The organism is Microtetraspora fusca (assembly GCF_001570365.1).
In the GTDB taxonomy this organism is placed as follows: domain Bacteria; phylum Actinomycetota; class Actinomycetes; order Streptosporangiales; family Streptosporangiaceae; genus Microtetraspora; species Microtetraspora fusca.
In genome coordinates, this window is record NZ_BBYK01000038.1 from 16,608 (window position 1) to 33,181 (window position 16,574).

Annotated in this window: 16 protein-coding genes; 5 read left to right on the forward strand and 11 right to left on the reverse strand. The window is 72.1% G+C overall.

Features of this window, described 5'->3' with window-relative positions; translation table 11 throughout:
• Positions 1–123 precede the first annotated feature (123 nt).
• Both AWQ68_RS43365 and AWQ68_RS00275 read left to right on the forward strand, forming a co-directional pair.
• The gene (locus AWQ68_RS43365; RefSeq protein ID WP_169808823.1) at positions 124–297 is read left to right on the forward strand and encodes a hypothetical protein; all 174 of its coding nucleotides are present in this window, start codon (positions 124–126) and stop codon (positions 295–297) included.
• Between the two features lie 187 nt (positions 298–484).
• Positions 485–1,924, forward strand: a complete 1,440-nt coding sequence (locus tag AWQ68_RS00275; protein WP_066932681.1) for a flavin-containing monooxygenase — start codon at positions 485–487, stop codon at positions 1,922–1,924.
• A 107-nt stretch (positions 1,925–2,031) separates the two neighbouring features.
• Here the strand turns inward: AWQ68_RS00275 and AWQ68_RS00280 are convergent, their stop codons facing one another.
• The 9 genes from AWQ68_RS00280 to AWQ68_RS00320 are packed head-to-tail and all read right to left on the reverse strand — an operon-like array spanning position 2,032 to position 10,823.
• The gene (locus AWQ68_RS00280; RefSeq protein WP_066932684.1) at positions 2,032–2,382 is read right to left on the reverse strand and encodes a cupin domain-containing protein; all 351 of its coding nucleotides are present in this window, start codon (positions 2,380–2,382) and stop codon (positions 2,032–2,034) included.
• A gap of 43 nt (positions 2,383–2,425) precedes the next feature.
• Positions 2,426–3,802 (reverse strand): NAD(P)/FAD-dependent oxidoreductase, encoded by a 1,377-nt coding sequence (locus tag AWQ68_RS00285; RefSeq protein ID WP_066932687.1) that lies wholly within the window; start codon positions 3,800–3,802, stop codon positions 2,426–2,428.
• Positions 3,799–5,001: an ABC transporter ATP-binding protein gene (locus AWQ68_RS00290; RefSeq protein WP_218006730.1), complete on the reverse strand. Its 1,203-nt coding sequence runs from the start codon at positions 4,999–5,001 to the stop codon at positions 3,799–3,801. The genes AWQ68_RS00285 and AWQ68_RS00290 overlap by 4 nt, the downstream gene beginning before the upstream one ends.
• Positions 4,991–5,785 carry an ABC transporter permease gene (locus tag AWQ68_RS00295; protein WP_066932693.1) on the reverse strand — a complete coding sequence of 265 codons (795 nt, stop codon included), beginning with the start codon at positions 5,783–5,785 and terminating at the stop codon, positions 4,991–4,993. The genes AWQ68_RS00290 and AWQ68_RS00295 overlap by 11 nt, the downstream gene beginning before the upstream one ends.
• On the reverse strand, positions 5,782–6,687 hold the full coding sequence (locus AWQ68_RS00300) for an ABC transporter permease (RefSeq protein ID WP_218006731.1): 906 nt from the start codon (positions 6,685–6,687) through the stop codon (positions 5,782–5,784). The genes AWQ68_RS00295 and AWQ68_RS00300 overlap by 4 nt, the downstream gene beginning before the upstream one ends.
• Positions 6,672–7,760, reverse strand: coding sequence for an ABC transporter substrate-binding protein (locus AWQ68_RS00305; RefSeq protein ID WP_169808824.1), 1,089 nt, complete (start codon positions 7,758–7,760; stop codon positions 6,672–6,674). The genes AWQ68_RS00300 and AWQ68_RS00305 overlap by 16 nt, the downstream gene beginning before the upstream one ends.
• Positions 7,753–9,276 (reverse strand): 2Fe-2S iron-sulfur cluster-binding protein, encoded by a 1,524-nt coding sequence (locus tag AWQ68_RS00310; RefSeq protein WP_066932696.1) that lies wholly within the window; start codon positions 9,274–9,276, stop codon positions 7,753–7,755. The genes AWQ68_RS00305 and AWQ68_RS00310 overlap by 8 nt, the downstream gene beginning before the upstream one ends.
• Entirely contained in the window at positions 9,273–10,469 is a 1,197-nt protein-coding gene (locus AWQ68_RS00315) for an FAD-dependent oxidoreductase (RefSeq protein WP_084463516.1), read from the reverse strand. The genes AWQ68_RS00310 and AWQ68_RS00315 overlap by 4 nt, the downstream gene beginning before the upstream one ends.
• Positions 10,470–10,472: 3 nt before the next feature.
• Positions 10,473–10,823 carry a (2Fe-2S)-binding protein gene (locus AWQ68_RS00320; protein ID WP_066932699.1) on the reverse strand — a complete coding sequence of 117 codons (351 nt, stop codon included), beginning with the start codon at positions 10,821–10,823 and terminating at the stop codon, positions 10,473–10,475.
• A gap of 226 nt (positions 10,824–11,049) precedes the next feature.
• Between AWQ68_RS00320 and AWQ68_RS00325 the strand changes: the two genes are divergently transcribed.
• The gene (locus tag AWQ68_RS00325) at positions 11,050–11,673 is read left to right on the forward strand and encodes a TetR/AcrR family transcriptional regulator (RefSeq protein ID WP_066932701.1); all 624 of its coding nucleotides are present in this window, start codon (positions 11,050–11,052) and stop codon (positions 11,671–11,673) included.
• Between the two features lie 128 nt (positions 11,674–11,801).
• Here AWQ68_RS00325 and AWQ68_RS00330 read toward each other — a convergent pair whose 3' ends face one another.
• Both AWQ68_RS00330 and AWQ68_RS00335 read right to left on the reverse strand, forming a co-directional pair.
• Positions 11,802–13,703 (reverse strand): gamma-glutamyltransferase family protein, encoded by a 1,902-nt coding sequence (locus tag AWQ68_RS00330; RefSeq protein ID WP_066932704.1) that lies wholly within the window; start codon positions 13,701–13,703, stop codon positions 11,802–11,804.
• A gap of 142 nt (positions 13,704–13,845) precedes the next feature.
• Positions 13,846–14,427, reverse strand: coding sequence for an NADPH-dependent FMN reductase (locus AWQ68_RS00335; RefSeq protein ID WP_066932707.1), 582 nt, complete (start codon positions 14,425–14,427; stop codon positions 13,846–13,848).
• A gap of 135 nt (positions 14,428–14,562) precedes the next feature.
• Here AWQ68_RS00335 and AWQ68_RS00340 point away from each other — a divergent pair, with 135 nt between their 5' ends.
• Both AWQ68_RS00340 and AWQ68_RS00345 read left to right on the forward strand, forming a co-directional pair.
• On the forward strand, positions 14,563–15,714 hold the full coding sequence (locus tag AWQ68_RS00340) for a sensor histidine kinase (protein WP_245655680.1): 1,152 nt from the start codon (positions 14,563–14,565) through the stop codon (positions 15,712–15,714).
• Positions 15,711–16,373, forward strand: a complete 663-nt coding sequence (locus AWQ68_RS00345) for a response regulator (RefSeq protein ID WP_066932709.1) — start codon at positions 15,711–15,713, stop codon at positions 16,371–16,373. Before AWQ68_RS00340 ends, AWQ68_RS00345 begins: the two co-directional genes overlap by 4 nt.
• Positions 16,374–16,574 lie beyond the last annotated feature (201 nt).

The following is a 16,574-nucleotide window of genomic DNA, read 5'->3' on the forward strand; positions in this document are numbered from 1 at the left end:
GGCACACGGTCCGGCAGGCGCGATCGGGAGGGGCGCGTCCCCGGCTTTCACAGTCTCCATGCCGATCGCGAAAAGCGACAAAACGGTGCCCTGGACGAGAGGGATCTCGGTAAAGTGCCTGTCATGTCCGAACCGCAGATTGACCCGGCCGGGAACACACAGGCGTTCCGCGCCTTCGCCCGGGAGCAGGAAGTCGAAGCCGCCAAAGAGCAGCCGTCCCGGCTGCCGATCTGGATCGTCGTGGGCGTGGTCGCGGTCGCCGCGATCGCCGTCGTGGCGTACCTGCTGCTTTCCTGATCCCGCGTCGCCGGCCGTTTCCACTCGGCGGACATCCGCGTACCCGCCGCCGACGACCGCGCCCGTCGGCGGCTTTCGCGTGCCCGCGGCCGTACGGACCTGGACCGGGCGACTCCGTGCGCGCTAAATTGGACAAATGTTCCAATAGGAGCGCTTTGCCGACTCGCAGGCACGCGGAGGGGGCGGCATGGGGATCGCGATCATCGGGGCGGGCTTCGCGGGGCTGTGCATGGCGATCAAGCTCAAGGAAGCGGGCTACCACGACTTCGTGATCCTGGAGAAGGCCGCCGACCTCGGCGGGACCTGGCGGGACAACACCTATCCGGGATGCGCCTGCGACGTGCCGTCACCGATGTACTCGTTCTCGTTCGAACTGAACCCCGGCTGGTCCCGGATGTTCTCTCCACAGGAGGAGATCTGGGCGTACCTGCGCGACTGCGCCGAGAAGTACGACCTGGCGCCGCATCTCCGCTTCGGCGTCGAGGCCACCGGGCTGGAGTACGACGACGACCGCAACGTGTGGCGGGTCTCCACGAGCGCGGGTGAGCCGATCACGGCCAACGCGGTCGTCTCCGGGATCGGGGCGCTGCATGTGCCGTCGTTTCCCGACATCCCCGGAAAGTTCGCCGGTCCCGCCTTCCACTCGGCCGAGTGGGATCACTCCGTCGATCTGGCCGGGAAGCGGGTCGCGGTGATCGGGACCGGCGCGTCGGCGATCCAGTTCGTCCCCCGGGTGGCCGAGGTCGCGGCCGAGCTGCGGCTGTTCCAGCGCACGCCTCCGTGGATCCACCCCAAACCGGACATCGTGTTCTCCGAGCGCGCGAAGCGGATCCTCCGGCTGCCCGGAGCCGCTCGTACGGCCCGGAACGCGATCTACTGGCTGCTGGAGTCGCGCGCGCTCGGCTTCACGATCGACCCCCGGCTGATGCGGGCCCACCGGCACCTGGCCGAACGGCATCTCGCCCGTCAGGTGGCCGACCCCACGCTCCGTGCCAAGCTGACCCCCGACTACACGATCGGCTGCAAGCGCATCCTGCTGTCCGACGACTTCTATCCCGCGCTGACCAGGGACAACGTCGAACTCGTCACGGAAGCCGTCACCGAGATCCGGGACCACTCGATCGTCGACGCGACCGGCCGGGAGCACGAGGTCGATGTGATCGTCTACGGCACCGGCTTCAAGGTCGCCGACGCGCTGAGCGAGCAGCGGATCATCGGAAGGAACGGCAGGAAGATCCAGGAAGCCTGGCAGAACGGCGTCGAGGCCTACCTCGGCATCACCGCGTCCGGCTTCCCGAACCTGTTCTTCCTGCTCGGCCCCAACACCGGACTCGGCCACAACTCGGTCGTCTTCATGATCGAGTCCCAGGTCCGGTACGTCATGGACTGCCTCCGTCTGCTGTCCAGGACCGGGGCCAAGGCGATCGACGTCCGGCCCGAGGTCCAGCGGGCGTACAACGACCGCCTCCAGCGGCGGCTGGACCGGCTGGTCTGGTCCGACGGCGGGTGCACGAGTTGGTACCTGGACGAGCGCGGCAAGAACCGCGCTGTCTGGCCCGGGTTCAGCTTCGAGTACTGGACCCGCACCCGCCGGATGCGCCCCGGCGCCTACGAGCTGCTCCGTTGACCCGGCCCCCTCCGGGGGATCACACCTTGACAGCGCTCATGACGTGCTTGATCCGCGTGTAGTCCTCGAAGCCGTACATCGACAGGTCCTTGCCGTAAGCGGCGCTGTCACAGACGAGTGGTCACGTAGGTCTTGCGCACGGTCTCGTGGACGCGCCACTCCCCCTGCCAGCCCGCGGGCATGACCAGCGTGCTCCCGGGGCCGACCTCCTGGATCGTGCCGTCAGAGGCGACGATGGTGGCCCGTCCGGACAGGATCTGGCAGACCTCGTGGTAGCCGTCGCGTATGGCGGTGAATGTGCCCGGGGTGCACTCCCACACCCCGGCACGGGTCCTGCCGTCGGCGGAGGTCCACGCCGTGAGCGACGCCTCCCGCTGCTCTCCGGCGATCGAGGTCGGCTTCGGTGCGTACGGCCCCAGCTCGGCCGTGCCGGCGTCGGGCACGACGATGCTCTGCAATGCTCTTCTCCTTGTCAGCGAATCCGCCGGTCGGTTCGGCAGGTCAGTGGCGGCGGGCCACCATGTCGGCGACCTTGGCGATGGGCGACGTGGTGGAGCGCCCCTCCACGATCTCGGCCCGGTCGGCGGCCCGGTACGCCGCGTACATGCCGCGCACGCCGATCCAGCGCAGCGGCTCCGGCTCCCATTTGCGCACCTTCCGGCCGACCCAGGGCAGCCGGGTCAGCTCGGTGTCCGCGCCGAGCACCAGGTCGCGGAGGGTGCGGCCGGCGAGGTTGGTGGTCGCCACACCGTGTCCCACGTACCCGCCGGCCCAGCCCAGCCCGGTCCGCGGGTCGAGCGACGCGGTGGAGCACCAGTCGCGCGGCACGCCGAGCACCCCGCACCAGGCGTGTTCGACGGCCGCGTCGCGCACCGCCGGGAACAGCCGGGCGAGGGCGTCGTGGAGCGCGCGCACCGTGGTGGCGTGCGTGCGCCCGTCGTCGTCGGTACGGGAGCCGAACCGGTACGGCACGCCGCGCCCGCCGATCGCGATGCGGTCGTCGGCGGTCCGCTGGGCGTAGATGTAGGCGTGCGACATGTCGCCGAGCAGCTCGCGGCCCTCCCAGCCGATCTCGTCCCAGACCCGCTGGGGCAGCGGCTCGGTGACGATGAGCGAGGAGTTCATCGGCAGCCAGGTCCGGCGCTCGCCGCCCAGCCCGGCGGTGAACCCCTCCGTGGCGCGCAGCACGAACTTCGCCCGAACGGTGCCGTACGGCGTGCGCGCCTCGTGCGGCACGATCTCGGTGACGGGGGTGGACTCGTAGATGCGCACCCCGAGCTCCTCGACGACCCGGGCCAGTCCCTGGACGAGCTTGGCCGGCTGCACCCGGGCGCAGTTGGGGCTGAACGAGGCGCCGAGCGCGCCGTCCACCCGGATCCTGGCCGTGGTCCGCGCGGCGTCGAGCAGTTCCAGGTCGTCGTCACCCCAGGAGCGGGCGGTGCGCACGCCCGCGACGAGCCGCGGCAGGTGTGAAGGGGCGTGCGCGACGCGGAGGATCCCGCTCTTGACGATGTCGGCGTCGATGCCCTCCGCCCGCGCGACCGCGATGACCTCGTCCACCGTCGCGTTCATGGCTCGCTGGAGGGCGTACACGCCCTCGCGGCCGTGTGTCTTGGCGAACCTGCGGGGCGACCCGGCCAGGGCCGCGGTCAGCCACCCCCCGTTGCGGCCGGAGGCGCCGTACCCGGCGAACTTACGTTCCAGGACGACGACGTCGAGGCCGGGGTCGGCTTTCTTCAGGTAGTAGGCGGTCCACAGGCCGGTGTATCCGGCGCCCACGATGCAGACGTCGGCCGTGACGGAACGTTCCAGCGGAGGACGCCGGGCGGGGAGCCCGATCTCTCGGTACCAGAACGACACGCCGCCGTTGACGGTCACGTGAAGATCCTTTCAATGGTCGGGTCGTCGGGCAGCAGGACGCCGTCCTCCGGATGCCAGCGCAGGGTGGCCCGGTCGCCCGCGCGCAGCCCGCTGAGCGCGCCGGCCTGCTCGCGGACGAGGCCGCGGGCGCCGCCGGGCAGGATGACCTCCAGCTTGCGCGCCGCGCCGAGGTAGATCTCCTCCACCACGGTGACGGGGACCGCGTTGCCTCCGGACGCGTCCCCGGAGGCGCTCGCCGGCGCGTCGGGGGTGAGCCGCAGCCGCTCCGGCCGCACGACCAGCGCGGCGTCCGTCCGCCCTCCCTCGAGCCGGCCGGGCGCGCGTACGACGAAGCCGTCCCCGGCCAGCGTCGAGCCGCCGCCGTCCGGGCTCGCCGTACCGCGCAGGATGGTGGACTCGCCGAGGAAGCTCGCCACGAAGAGCGTCGCGGGCCGCTCGTAGAGCTCGTGGGCGGTGCCGACCTGCTCGATCCCGGCGTTGTTGAACACCGCGATGCGGTCGGACAGGATCAGCGCCTCCTCCTGGTCGTGGGTCACGAAGACGAACGTGGACCCGACCTCGCGGTGGATGCGCTTGATCTCCAGTTGGAGGAACTCGCGCAGCTTGCGGTCGAGCGCGCCGAGCGGCTCGTCCATGAGCAGGACGCGCGGGCTGAACACGATCGCCCGGGCCAGGGCGACGCGCTGCTGCTGCCCGCCGGAGAGCTCGGACGGGTAGCGGGCGGCGTGGCCGGGGAGCTGGACGGTCTCCAGTGCGGCGGCGACCAGCCGGCGCCGCTCCGCCTTGGGGACCCTGCGCTGGCGGAGCGGGAAGGCGATGTTCTCCTCGACGGTCATGTGCGGGAAGAGCGCGTAGTGCTGGAAGACGACGCCGATGTCGCGTTTGTGCGCGGGGACGCCGCCCACGGGACGTTCATCGATCTCCAGCGCGCCGGCGGAGATGTCGGTGAACCCGGCGATCATGTTCAGCGTGGTGGTCTTCCCCGACCCCGACGGGCCGAGGAAGGTCATGAACTCTCCCGGCTCGACGGTCAGGGTGACGTCGTCCACGGCGACGGAGGCGCCGAAGCGCTTGGTCATCCCGCGCAGGTCGATGCGGGCCCCCCTGATGGCCGGCGCTGCGGCCGGCGCTGCGACCGGCGGGTACGTCGATGCCGCTGTCTGGGCGGTCCCGCCTGCGGGCCGGTCAACGGGCACGGTTCCTCCTTGCGGACAGGGCGAGTCCGCCGGTGACCAGGACCGTGGTGAGCGCCAGGATCATGGTCGCCGCGGCGGCGAGGGTCGGGTCGGTCTCGCGGGTCACGCTCGAATACATCTGCACGGGCAGGGTGACGAGGGCCGGGCTCTGGATGAACAGCGAGACCACGACCTCGTCGAACGAGGTCACGAAGGCGAACAGCGCGCCCGACACGACACCGGGCATGATCAGCGGCAGCGTGACCTGGCGGAAGGTCGCCCAGCGGCCCGCGCCCAGGCTCGCCGCCGCGGTCTCCAGCCGTACGTCGAACGTCCCCAGGGACGCCGACACGGAGACGACCACGAACGGCAGGGCGAGCACGGTGTGCGCGGCGACGAAGCCGGCCAGGGATCCGGCGAGCTGGAACTTCAGGAAGACCGCGTAGACGCCGATGGCGACGATGATCCCCGGAACGATCATCGGGGCGAGCAGGAGCACGCGGGCCGCCGCGGCGCCGCGCCTGCTCGTCCAGCGGCTGAGCCCGAACGCGGCGGCGGTGCCGAGGACGGTCGCCACCGCGGCCACCAGCACGCCGACCAGCAGCGAGTTGGCCAGCGCGGCCGTCCAGGCGGGATCGCCGAAGAAGTTGGCGTACCACCGGGTGGACCAGCCGGTCGGCGGGAAGGTCAGCGACACCTTGTCGGTGAAGCCGAGGGGGATCACCACCAGCGTGGGCGCGACCAGCCAGGCGGCGACCAGGACGCCGGTCAGCCACAGCGCGGCGCGGGCGAGACGGGCGCTCATCGGACGGCCGCCCGGGTCCGGCGGCCGGCGCGCATGGCCAGGCCGAGCAGCCCCATCAGCAGCAGCGTGGTCGCGAAGAGCACCACCGCCATGGCGCCGCCCCTGCCCCACTTGAGCATGCCGCTGACCTGGGTGTACATGAACTGCGAGATCAGCGCCTCGCTCGGCGAGCCGAGCAGCGCGGGCGTGACGTAGAACCCGAGCGAGGTGATGAACACCATCGTCGATCCGGCCGCGACCCCGGGCAGGGAGAGCGGCACGAAGACCCGCAGCAGCGCGACGATCGGCCGGGCCCCGAGGCTCTGCGCGGCGGTGAGGAGTCGCCGGTCGATGCCGCTCATCACCGAGTAGAGCGGCAGCACCATGAACGGCATGAGGATCTGCACCATGCCGACGAGCACCCCGGTCCGGCTACGGACCAGGCCGAACGGCCCCAGGCCGAACAGCCCGAGGAAATCGTTGACCACGCCGGTGTCCTGCAGGAGCACGAGCCAGGCGAAGGTGCGCACCATCAGGCTGGTCCAGAACGGCAGCATGACGATCAGCAGCAGCGCCGCCCGCGCCTTCGGCGACGCCACCGTCATCAGGTACGCGTACGGGTACGCCAGGGCCAGGCAGATGAGGGTCGCCCAGAGCGCGGTCGAGAACGTCCGGGTCAGCACGGCGACGTTGGCCGGGGAGCCGAAGAACCAGGAGAAGTTCTCCGTGCCGGGCTCCGGGATGGTGAACGCGCCGACGAACGTCTGCGCCACCGGGTAGACGAAGACGGCCAGGAGGACGAGCAGCGCCGGGACGATGAGCAGGAACGGCCAGTGCCGGGCCAGCCTCCCCGGCCGGCCGGAGGGCGGGGGCGCGGCCCCTGCCCGCCCGCCGGAGGCGACGGGGGTCAGGAGAGCAGCCACTGCTGGAACCTGTCGTTGACGGCGTCCCGGTTCTCGCCCCACCACACGTCGTTCACCTTGATCTGGGTGTCGAGGTGGGTCGTGGGCAGGTTGTCCTTCGCCGAGGGGTCGATCTTGTCCTGCGCGCCGACGTTGACCGGTCCGTACGGCAGGTACTTGGTCAGCTCGGCGGTGGGCTCGGCGGAGGTCATGTGCGCGATGAGCTTCATCGCCTCGGCCTTGTTCTTGGTGCCCTTGGGGACCACCCAGTAGGCCTCCTGCGACAGCCACGAGTCCCACGCGATCGCGATGGGCGCGTTCGCCGCCGACTGGAGGGCGCGGGCGATCCACACCATGCCCATGACCGCCTCGCCGCTTTCCAGGTACTGCTGGGCCTGGGCGCCGGTCTCCCACCAGATGAGCTGGTCCTTGATCGTGGCGAGCTTCTTCAGCGCCCGGTCCACGTCGATCGGGTAGAGGTCGGCGGGCGCGACGCCGTCGGCCAGCAGGGCCATCTCGAAGATGCCCCCGCCCACGGACTTCCACGCGGTCCGCTTGCCCGGGTACTTCTTCACGTCGAAGAAGTCGGCCCACGGCTCGGGCGCGGCGCCGCCGGTCTTGTCGGAGCGGTAGGCGAGGACGGTGCCCTCGACGTCGGCGCAGATCCGGTAGGTCTGCGCGTACCCCTCGATGATCGACGCCTTGTCGATGACGGAGTAGTCGATCGGCTCCAGCCACTTGGCGTCGGCGTCACCGCCGAAGTCGTTGCCGACGACCACGATGTCCCAGGTCGGGTTGCCCGACTCGGCCTGCGCCTTGATCTTGGCGTTGTCCGAGGGGCCGTCTTCCTTGATCGTGATGCCGTTCTTCGCCGCGTACGGCCCCCACAGGGCCTTGGCCTGGAACTTCTGGTAGTCGCCGCCGTAGCTCGCGATGGTGAGGGTGGTGCCGCCACCGCCGCCGTTCGAGGACGAGGAGAAGCCGCCGCCGCAGGCGCTGAGCAGGCCGGAGGCCGCGAGCAGGCCGAGCCCCTGGCCGCCGCGGACGAACAGGGTGCGGCGGGAGAGTCTCCCGGGCGCGCCGGTGTCACTCACTGGTTCCTCCTGAGGAAGATGGCCGCCCAGCCTGGCCGGGCGAGAGGGGGTAGGGGGAAATTTCCGGCAGGGCCGGGTTCTCGGGCGACCACCGGGCCAGGCGGGCGCCCGCGTCGGCGCCCGTGGTCAGTGCCTCGGCGGGGTCGGTGATCCCGGCCGCGCCGCCGGCTACGGCCACCCCGTCCGGCAGCGCCGTACCGGGTCCCGGGTCGAGCGTGATGTCGCCGTGGTAGAGCCGCTGGAGGAGCAGTTCCTCGGCCGGACGCCGCCCCGCCGAGACCACCACGACGTCGCAGTCCAGCCGTACGGCACGCCCCCGGCCGTCGACGCCCTCCTGTGGCTCGACCACCACGCCGGTCACCGTGCGGCGGCCGAGGGCCTCGCGCAGCCGGTGTCCCGTCAGGTGCGGCACCCCCGAGGCCGCGACCCCCGACGGGAAGGACGCCTCCGCGTCCGCGCCGGCCCGCTCCCCCGGCCGGGGGTCGACCAGGGCGGCGATCTCGACGCCGACCGCGCGGAGCTGCGCGGCCACCGCGTAGCCGTACGCGTCGCGGGTCACCACGACCGCGCGGCTGCCGGGCCGTACGTGGTCGATGTTGACGAGCCGCTGAACCGCGCCCGCGAGCATGACGCCGGGCCGGTCGTTCCCCGGGAAGAGCAGCGGCTGGTCGTAGTCGCCGGTCGCGACCAGCAGCCGCGCCGGCCGCAGCGTCAGCACCCCGGACGGGGTGTGGACCGGCAGCACGCCGCCCTCGTACCAGCCGAGCGCGGTCGATCCGGTCAGTACCTCGATCGCGGGATGCGCGGCGGCCCGGGCGGCCAGCTCGGCGGCCAGCGCGAAGCCGGGCGCCGCGCCGCCGTCCGGCGTGCGGACCGGAGCCGTCTCCGCGCGCAGCGCGCCGCCCGGCTCGGCTCCCTGGTCGACCAGGACGACCTCCAGCCCCGCGTCGGCGGCGGCCAGCGCGCCGGCCAGCCCGGCGACGCCCGCGCCGACGACCGCCAGCGCCGTCCGCCGCTCGCCGAGGCCGGGCCGCGCGGCACGCGCGATCGCGTCAGGTGTGACCTCGCGCCCGCCGCCCGCGATCAGGCCCATGACCCGCTCCGCGAGGTGGGCCAGGCGGGGCGAGCGGCGGAACAGCCGGAACTGGAAGCCCGCCGGGATGAACGGGGAGAACCGGTCGATCACGCCGAACAGGTCGTGGTCGGCGCTGGGCCAGGCCCGCTCGCGCCGCACCGACTCGCCGCCGCGCAGCGGCGTCGCGCACCCCGGCACGCCGTACTGGCCGTCGATCGTGAGCTGGCAGTTCGGGCACGAGGGCGCGCCGCAGGTCAGGCCGATGCCCCGGGGGCGGTGGTACTTGAAGCTGCGCGACAGCACCCGGACCCCGGCGGCGTGCAGGGCGGTCGCCACCGGCTCGCCCTCGTACCCGTGCAGGATGCGGCCCTCGAAGGTGAAGGCGACCCTGCGGGTCCGCTCGTACGGCACGGCCGGATGGTCGGTGATCCGCGGGTTCACGCGGCCTCTCCCTCCTCCGCGGCGACCACGAGGGCGCCTTCCTGGATGAAGCGGCCCTCGTGCAGCCGGGTGACCGAGAAGGGCCGGATCAGCTCCGGCATGACGCCGTCGTGGATGCCCCGGGCGAGCAGCGCCCCGGTGGCGGGAGCGCCCATGAAGCCGTAGACCCACCCGCAGGTGAGGTGGAAGCCGGCGACCTCCGGAACCGGGCCGATCACCGGGGAGAGGTCCTCGCTCTGGTCCACCAGCCCGGCCCAGTGCCGCAGCAGCCGGACCCCGGCCAGCCGGGGCAGCAGCCGGACGAACTTGGCCGCCATGTCCAGGAGCAGGTCGTAGGTGCCGTTGAGGCTGTCACTGACGTCCGGGACCGGCAGCTCGGTGCCACCGACGAACTCGCCCCTCGCGGTCTGGTGGCAGTAGCCGAGCAGTTCCAGGGTGGCGAGCGCGGGCCGCAGGAACGGCGCCACGGACTCGGTGACGATCATCTCCAGACGGCAGGTGCGGGTCGGGAGGGCGACCCCGGCCATCTCGGCGACCCGCCGGGCGGCCCCGCCCGCCGCGTTCACCACGATCGGCGCGGAGACGTCGCCCTTGTCGGTGCGCACGCCCCTGACCGCTCCGCCGGCGACATCGACGCCGGTGACGGTCACCCCGGTGTGCAGCTCCACGCCGAGCCGGGCCGCGGCCCTGGCGTAGCCCCAGACGACGGCGTCGTGGTGGGCGAACCCGGCGTGCTCCTGGTAGACGCCGCCGAGCGCGAGGTCGGGGTTGACCTCGGGGGCGATCTTCCGCGCCTCCTCGGCGGTGACGAACTCCGAGCGGACACCCAGCTCGGCCTGCCGTACGGCGTCGGCCCGGCAGCGCTCGACCTGCTCGGGGGTGGAGGCGAGCACGAGGTAGCCGCTTCCGGAGAAGAGCACGTTGAAGTCGAGTTCGGCGGAGAGCGTGCGCCAGCGGCGCAGCGACTCGTCGAACAGGCCGCTCCATTCGGGAGAGCCGAAGGCCGAGCGGATCATCTCGCCGTTGCGTCCGCTGCCGCCCCCGCCGGGATAGCCCCGGTCGAGCACGGCGACGTCGCGAACGCCCAGCTTGGCCAGCTCGTAGGCGAGGGCCAGGCCCTGCACGCCGGCTCCGACGATGACCACGTCGTACGCGCGGCGCAGCGGGGTGCGGGCGGCTCCTGGGATCGCCATCGGTCAGGCACCTCCGGTCGTCGCGCCCGCGGCGCCGGTCCCGCCGGCCTCGGCACCGGTCTCGGCACCGTTCTCCGGGCCGGTCTCCGCGGCGGCGGCGAGCAGGCCGAGCGCGACGGGCCGCAGCGGCGGCCGCGCCGTGGGGCGCCGGGTCATCGGCTCGCCCGCCGGCTCGCCGATCAGCTCGCGCAGCAGCGACATCACCGCGCCGGCGCAGTGCTTGCCCTGGCACGGTCCCATGAAGGCCGCGGTCGCCCGCTTGAGGGTCTCGGGATGGGTGTAGCCCGCCGCGTACGTGGCACGGATGTCCTCCACGGTCACGTCGTGACACGGACACACGATCGTCTTGCCCATCGACCCCCTCCGGATCAGTCGCTCGCCGGACCGCTCATCTGCTGCCGAAAGGCGCTGGCCGAGCACCCCGTCCGGTAATACCGCATTATTAGAAGAGGGCCTTCATGTGCTTGTCAATAGGGGTATTGAAGTTCCTTTCAGGCATGATCCGCCGCTATAGTTCGACCGGCGCGACAGGCGCGCCAGGTCGCCCCGCGCGTACGGCCGGGCGAAGAAGGGGCCAAGGGTGGACGCGGCACTGCAGTTGCGGACCGACGGTCAACGAGGCCGGATCCTGGCCTCCGTCATCGAGTTGGTCTCCGAGATGGGCTACGAGCGGGTACGGCTCCGCGACGTCGCCAAGCACGCCGGAGTGTCCATCGGAACCCTGCAGCACTACTACGAGACCCGTGACGGCCTGATGCTGGCCGCCTTCGCCCACCACACGGGCAAGGTCGTTCAGGGGTTGGAGGAGATCGCCACACGGTACGCCGACCCGTGGGACCGCATCCGCGGGCTGGTGGAGTACATCACGCAGCCGCGCGGCTTCCGCAACCGATGCCTCGCCTTCATGGAGATGGCCGCCGCGTCGGCCAGGGACAAGGAGCTGCGCCGCCTCTTCGGCCTGCAGTACGACGGCTGGCGCGCCCCGATGAAGGCCGCGATCGAGGAGGGCCTGGCCGACGGGGTGTTCCGGGTCTCCTCGGACGTCGACGAGACCGTCGACCTGATCCTCACCCAGATCGACGGCCTGGAGATCGCGGTGGCGACCCAGGTGGCCGGGATGACGCGGACCCGCATGCGCGACGCCCTGCTCCGCGTCATCTCCGTCCACCTCGGCCTGCCGCCGTACGCGTCCGACGCGTCCTAGCGATCAGGTCAGGTCCTCCTCGTGGGAGCGGCCCGACTCCAGCCGTCGTACGGCGGGCACGAGCGCCGCGTGGCGACCCGCCACACGGCGCCGAAGCCCAAGACGGCGGCGAGCCCGGACGCTCCCTGTCAGCGTGTGGGGGACACGACCAGGGCGCTGCCGCCGCCCCGGCGCACCGGCTCGGCGACCGCCTGGACCCGGCCGCCGCCCAGGAACTCCAGCCCGGTGGCGGCCCCGATCTCCGGGGTCGTGGTGAACGTGTGGCCGAGCGCGGTCAGCTCCGGGCCGTGGCGCTCGATGAAGGCGGGCTCCGCCTCGGTCGCGGCGGCGTTGCGCTGCGAGGCCCGGGGCGCGGCGAGCGCCTCCGGCAGGGACATCCCGAGGTCGAACCGGTTGACGAGGATCTGCAGCACGGTCGTGATGATCGTCGCACCGCCCGGCGAGCCGACCGCGAGCAGCGGCTTGCCGTCCTTGAGCACGATCGTGGGGGCCATCGACGAGCGGGGCCGCTTGCCGGGAGCGGGCAGGTTGGGGTCTCCGGGAGCCGGGCCGAACGTGAAGTCGGTCAGCTCGTTGTTCAGCAGGAACCCGCGCCCGGGCACCACGATGCCGTTGCCGCCGGTCTGCTCGATGGTGATGTTGTACGCGACGACGTCACCCCAACGGTCGGTCACGACGAGGTGCGTGGTCTCCGGCCCCTCGGGTTTCTCCCCCTGAACGCCCTTGTCCTGAACGCCCTTGTCCTGAACGCCCTTCTCCTGGGCTCCCTTGTCCGGTACGCCCTTGTCGGCGGCCCCGTCGCCTTGCGCCGGGGACGCCACCGGGCAGGGGGCGTACGTCCCGTCGGGCGAGCCGGGCGGTGCCGGGTTCGGCATCGCGACCGGGCCGATGAGGCAGGCCCGCTCCTTGGCGAACCCCTCCGACAGCAGCTCGCCCAGCGGCACGTTCACGTACGCGGGGTCGCCGACGAAGGCGTTCCGGTCGGCGAACGCCAGCCGCGACGCCTCCAGGTACGCGTGCAGCGGGGCGGTGGCGGTCTCTCCCGTCGCGGCCAGGATGCCGAGCGCCTCGCCGACCGTGGAGCCGCCCGAGGACGGGGGCGCCATGCCGTACACGTCGAGCCCCTTGACCGAGACGTGCGTGGGCGGGCGCTCTACCGCGCGGTAGGCGCGCAGGTCGGAGAGCTCCATCAGGCCGGGCCGCACCACGCGGGTCGAGCCCGGCGTGACCGGCGGGCGCTTCACAGTGGCGACGATCTCCGCGCCGAGCGCCCCGCCGTACAGCCAGGAGGGGCCGCGGCGCCCCAGCTCGCGGTACGTCGCGGCGAGGTCGGGGTTGCGCAGGACGGACCCGACGGCGGGTGGGCGGCCTCCGGGCAGGTAGATCCGGGCGGTGGAGGGGAAGTCCTTGAACCGGTCGGCGTTGCCGGCCGTCTGGTCGTGGAACGTCTGGTCGACGACGAACCCGCGCTCGGCGACCTGGATCGCGGGCTGCAGGGCGCGGCTGAGCGGGAGCGTGCCGAACCGGCGCAGCGCGAGATCCCACTGCGCGACGCTGCCGGGCACGCCGGCCGAGAGCCCGCTCGTCACCGCCTCGGCGAACGGGATGCCCTCGAACGCGGTGGCCGTCATGGCCCGGGGCGCGGTCTCCCTGCCGTCGATCGTGAACACGGACTTACGCCGGGCGTCGTAGTAGACGAGGAACCCGCCACCGGCGAGGCCCGCCGAGTAGGGCTCGGTCACGCCGAGCGTGGCCGCCGCCGCGACGGCGGCGTCCATGGCGTTGCCGCCCTGTTTGAGGATCTTCAACGCGGCCTTGCTGGCGTCCAGGTCGACGGTGGCGACCGCGCCGCCGTACCCCTCGGCGACCGGGACCTTCCCGGTCGCCCAGCCCGGTGCCGCGTACGTGAGTTCCGGCGTCGCATGGGCGGGAGGGGCGACGAGGCCGGTGAGCGAGGTGACGGAAGTGGCAGAGGTGACGAGGGCGATGGTGAGCGGCGCGAGGGCGCCGCGATGTGCCGTGATCCGCATGGTGACCTCCGTAGATCACCCCAGCATGACCGAGAGAGTCAGAAAGCGCCACGGCGGGTCGGCGTCAAGTCAGGCGGATCGGGCCCGGGCCGGGGGCACGACCGTCCCCCCGGCCCGTGGTTTCAGGGGATCCGCTACGGGGTCAGCGGGCCTCGGGGCCGCGCAGGTCCCGGAGGGCCGGAGCGGTCCTGATGATCTCGGCGAGCATCGCGTCGGCGGCCTGGTTCATGACGTCGTTGGGCCGCACGCGCCCCTCCTCGTCCACGAACTCACGGACGAACGGGATGGTCACCGCCTCGACGACCGGCAGCATCTTCAGCCCGGAGACGACCTGCTTGAGCATCTGCACGGCCCGGGTGCCGGCGGACACGCCGCCGTAGCTCACGAACCCGGCCGGCTTGTACTGCCACTCGCCGTGCAGGTAGTCGAGGGCGTTCTTGAGCACGGCGTTGAAGCTGTGGTTGTACTCGGGGGTCACGAACACGAACGCGTCGGCGCGCTCGACCGTCGCGCTCCACTCCTTGGTGTGCTGGTGGACGTACTGGCGCAGGCGGGGGTGGTGCGGCTCGTCCAGGAACGGCAGGTTCACCTCGGCGAGGTCCACGATCTCGACCTCGAAGGCGCCGTGGGCGACGGCGCGGTCGCGGAACCACTCCGCCACTGGGAGGCCGACCCGTCCGGGACGGGTGCTCGCCACGATGATCTGCAGAATCGGCCTGGACATATCGCTCCTTAGACGCATGCCAAAAATCGCTTGAAAATTCAACATACCGTGCGCCTCGGAGTACTCCCGAGGGTGTATCCCCAGGTCCGGCGGTGGGCGGATGACCCGGCCGGAGGCGATCGGTAGCGTTCAGGTGTGCGCAACCGCTCCCCCTGGCACCGCCTGGCCCGATCCGCCCTTCCGCTGGCCGTCGCCGTCGCCGTCGTCCAGACGCTCGGCTCGCACGCCGTGGAGCGGGTACAGGTCACGGCCGAGAGGCTCGGCCGGCTGCCGCTGGACTGGCGCGGCTACGTGCTGCTGCTCATCGGCCCGCTCGCCATCGCGGTGCGCCGCCGCTTCCCCGTCCCCGCCCTGCTGGCCACGCTGGCCGCCACCTGGGCGTACCTGCTGCTCGACTTCCCGTACGGACCCGTGTTCGTCAGCCCGGTGGTCATGCTCTTCTGGGTGGTCGTCTCCGGGCACCGCCTGGCCGCCTGGCTGTCGGGAGGGACGACGTTCCTGTTCTTCGTCGTGTACTCCACGTGGCTCATCCCCGAGCCGCAGGGCTGGTTCCACCACACCGCGGTCGCGGCGTTCCTGCTGCTCACCCTCACCGTCGCCGAGTTCTCCCGGGCGCGGCGCGGGCGGCAGGTCGAGCGCGAGCGGGTCGAGGCCGAGGAGGCCAGGCGTCAGGCCAGCGAGGAACGGCTCAGCATGGCCCAGGAACTGCACGACGTCCTCGCGCACAACATCTCGCTGATCCACGTCCAGGCGTCCACCGCGCTGCACCTGATCGACGACCACCCCGAGCAGGCGCGCACCGCCCTCGCCACGATCAAGCAGGCGTCCAAGGACGTGCTGACCGAGATGCGCGGCGTGTTGAGCGTCCTGCGGGACGGCGCGCCGCGCTCCCCCACCGCCGGCATGGACCGGCTGGACGACCTGGTCCAGCACAGCGGCCTGCGGGTGACGGTCACGATCGACGGCGACGTCCGGCCACTGCCCGCGGGGGTGAACCGCGCCGGGTATCGGATCGTCCAGGAGTCCCTCACGAACATCACCCGGCACGCGCCCGGCTCCCGGGTCGCCCTCCGGGTCACGTACGGCCCGCGCGAGCTGGCCATCCTCGTCGAGGACGACGGCACGGGCGCGGCGAAGGCCGTGCCGGGCCTCGGCGGCGGCAACGGCATCCCCGGCATGCGCGAGCGGGCCGCCGCGCTCGGGGGGTCGCTGACGGCCGGTCCGCGCCCCGAGGGCGGTTTCCGCGTGGCCGCCACGCTCCCCCTACCCGCCGAGGAGGCCAAGTGATCAAGATCGTGCTGGCCGACGACCAGGCCCTCGTCCGGGCCGGGTTCCGCGCCCTGCTCGACGCCCAGGACGGCATGACCGTGGTCGGCGAGGCCGGCGACGGGGCGGAGGCCGTACGGCTGGCACGTGAGCTGCGTCCCGACGTGGTGTTGATGGACATCCGGATGCCCGGCGTGGACGGCCTGAGCGCGACGAAGACGATCGGGGCGGACCCCGCGCTGGACGCCACCCGGATCATCATGCTGACGACGTTCGAGCTGGACGAGTACGTCTTCGAGGCCCTGCGGAACGGCGCGAGCGGCTTCCTGGTCAAGGACACCGAGCCCGCCGAGCTGATCCAGGCCGTGCGAGTGGTCGCCTCCGGAGACGCGCTGCTGTCGCCGAGCGTGACCCGCCGTCTCATCTCGGAGTACGCCGCCCGGTCGAAGTCGCCGGGCGCGGCGCGCGAGCTGGCCGTGCTCACCGAACGGGAGCGCGAGGTCCTCGCCCTGGTCGGCACCGGCATGACGAACGACGAGATCGCGGCCCAGCTGTACATGTCACCGGCGACCGCGAAGACCCACGTGAGCCGCACGATGATGAAGCTCCATGCCCGCGACCGCGCCCAGCTCGTCGTGATCGCGTACGAGTCGGGCCTCGTCCGGCCCGGCTGGCTCTGAGCTCTGCACCATCGTCCGGGCACATCGGGAATGACCTGATGTCCGGCCCGGCCGGCTCTGAGATCCGGCGACACCGTCGGGACGGATCGGGGCCGACCGGAATTTACGCGGATTGACAAGGTCAACCCCGGTCCGCGACCTCGGATGGGCGCACGCACTCCCGAATGGCCGTACTGTCCTGTGTTCAGTTAACGATCGGTT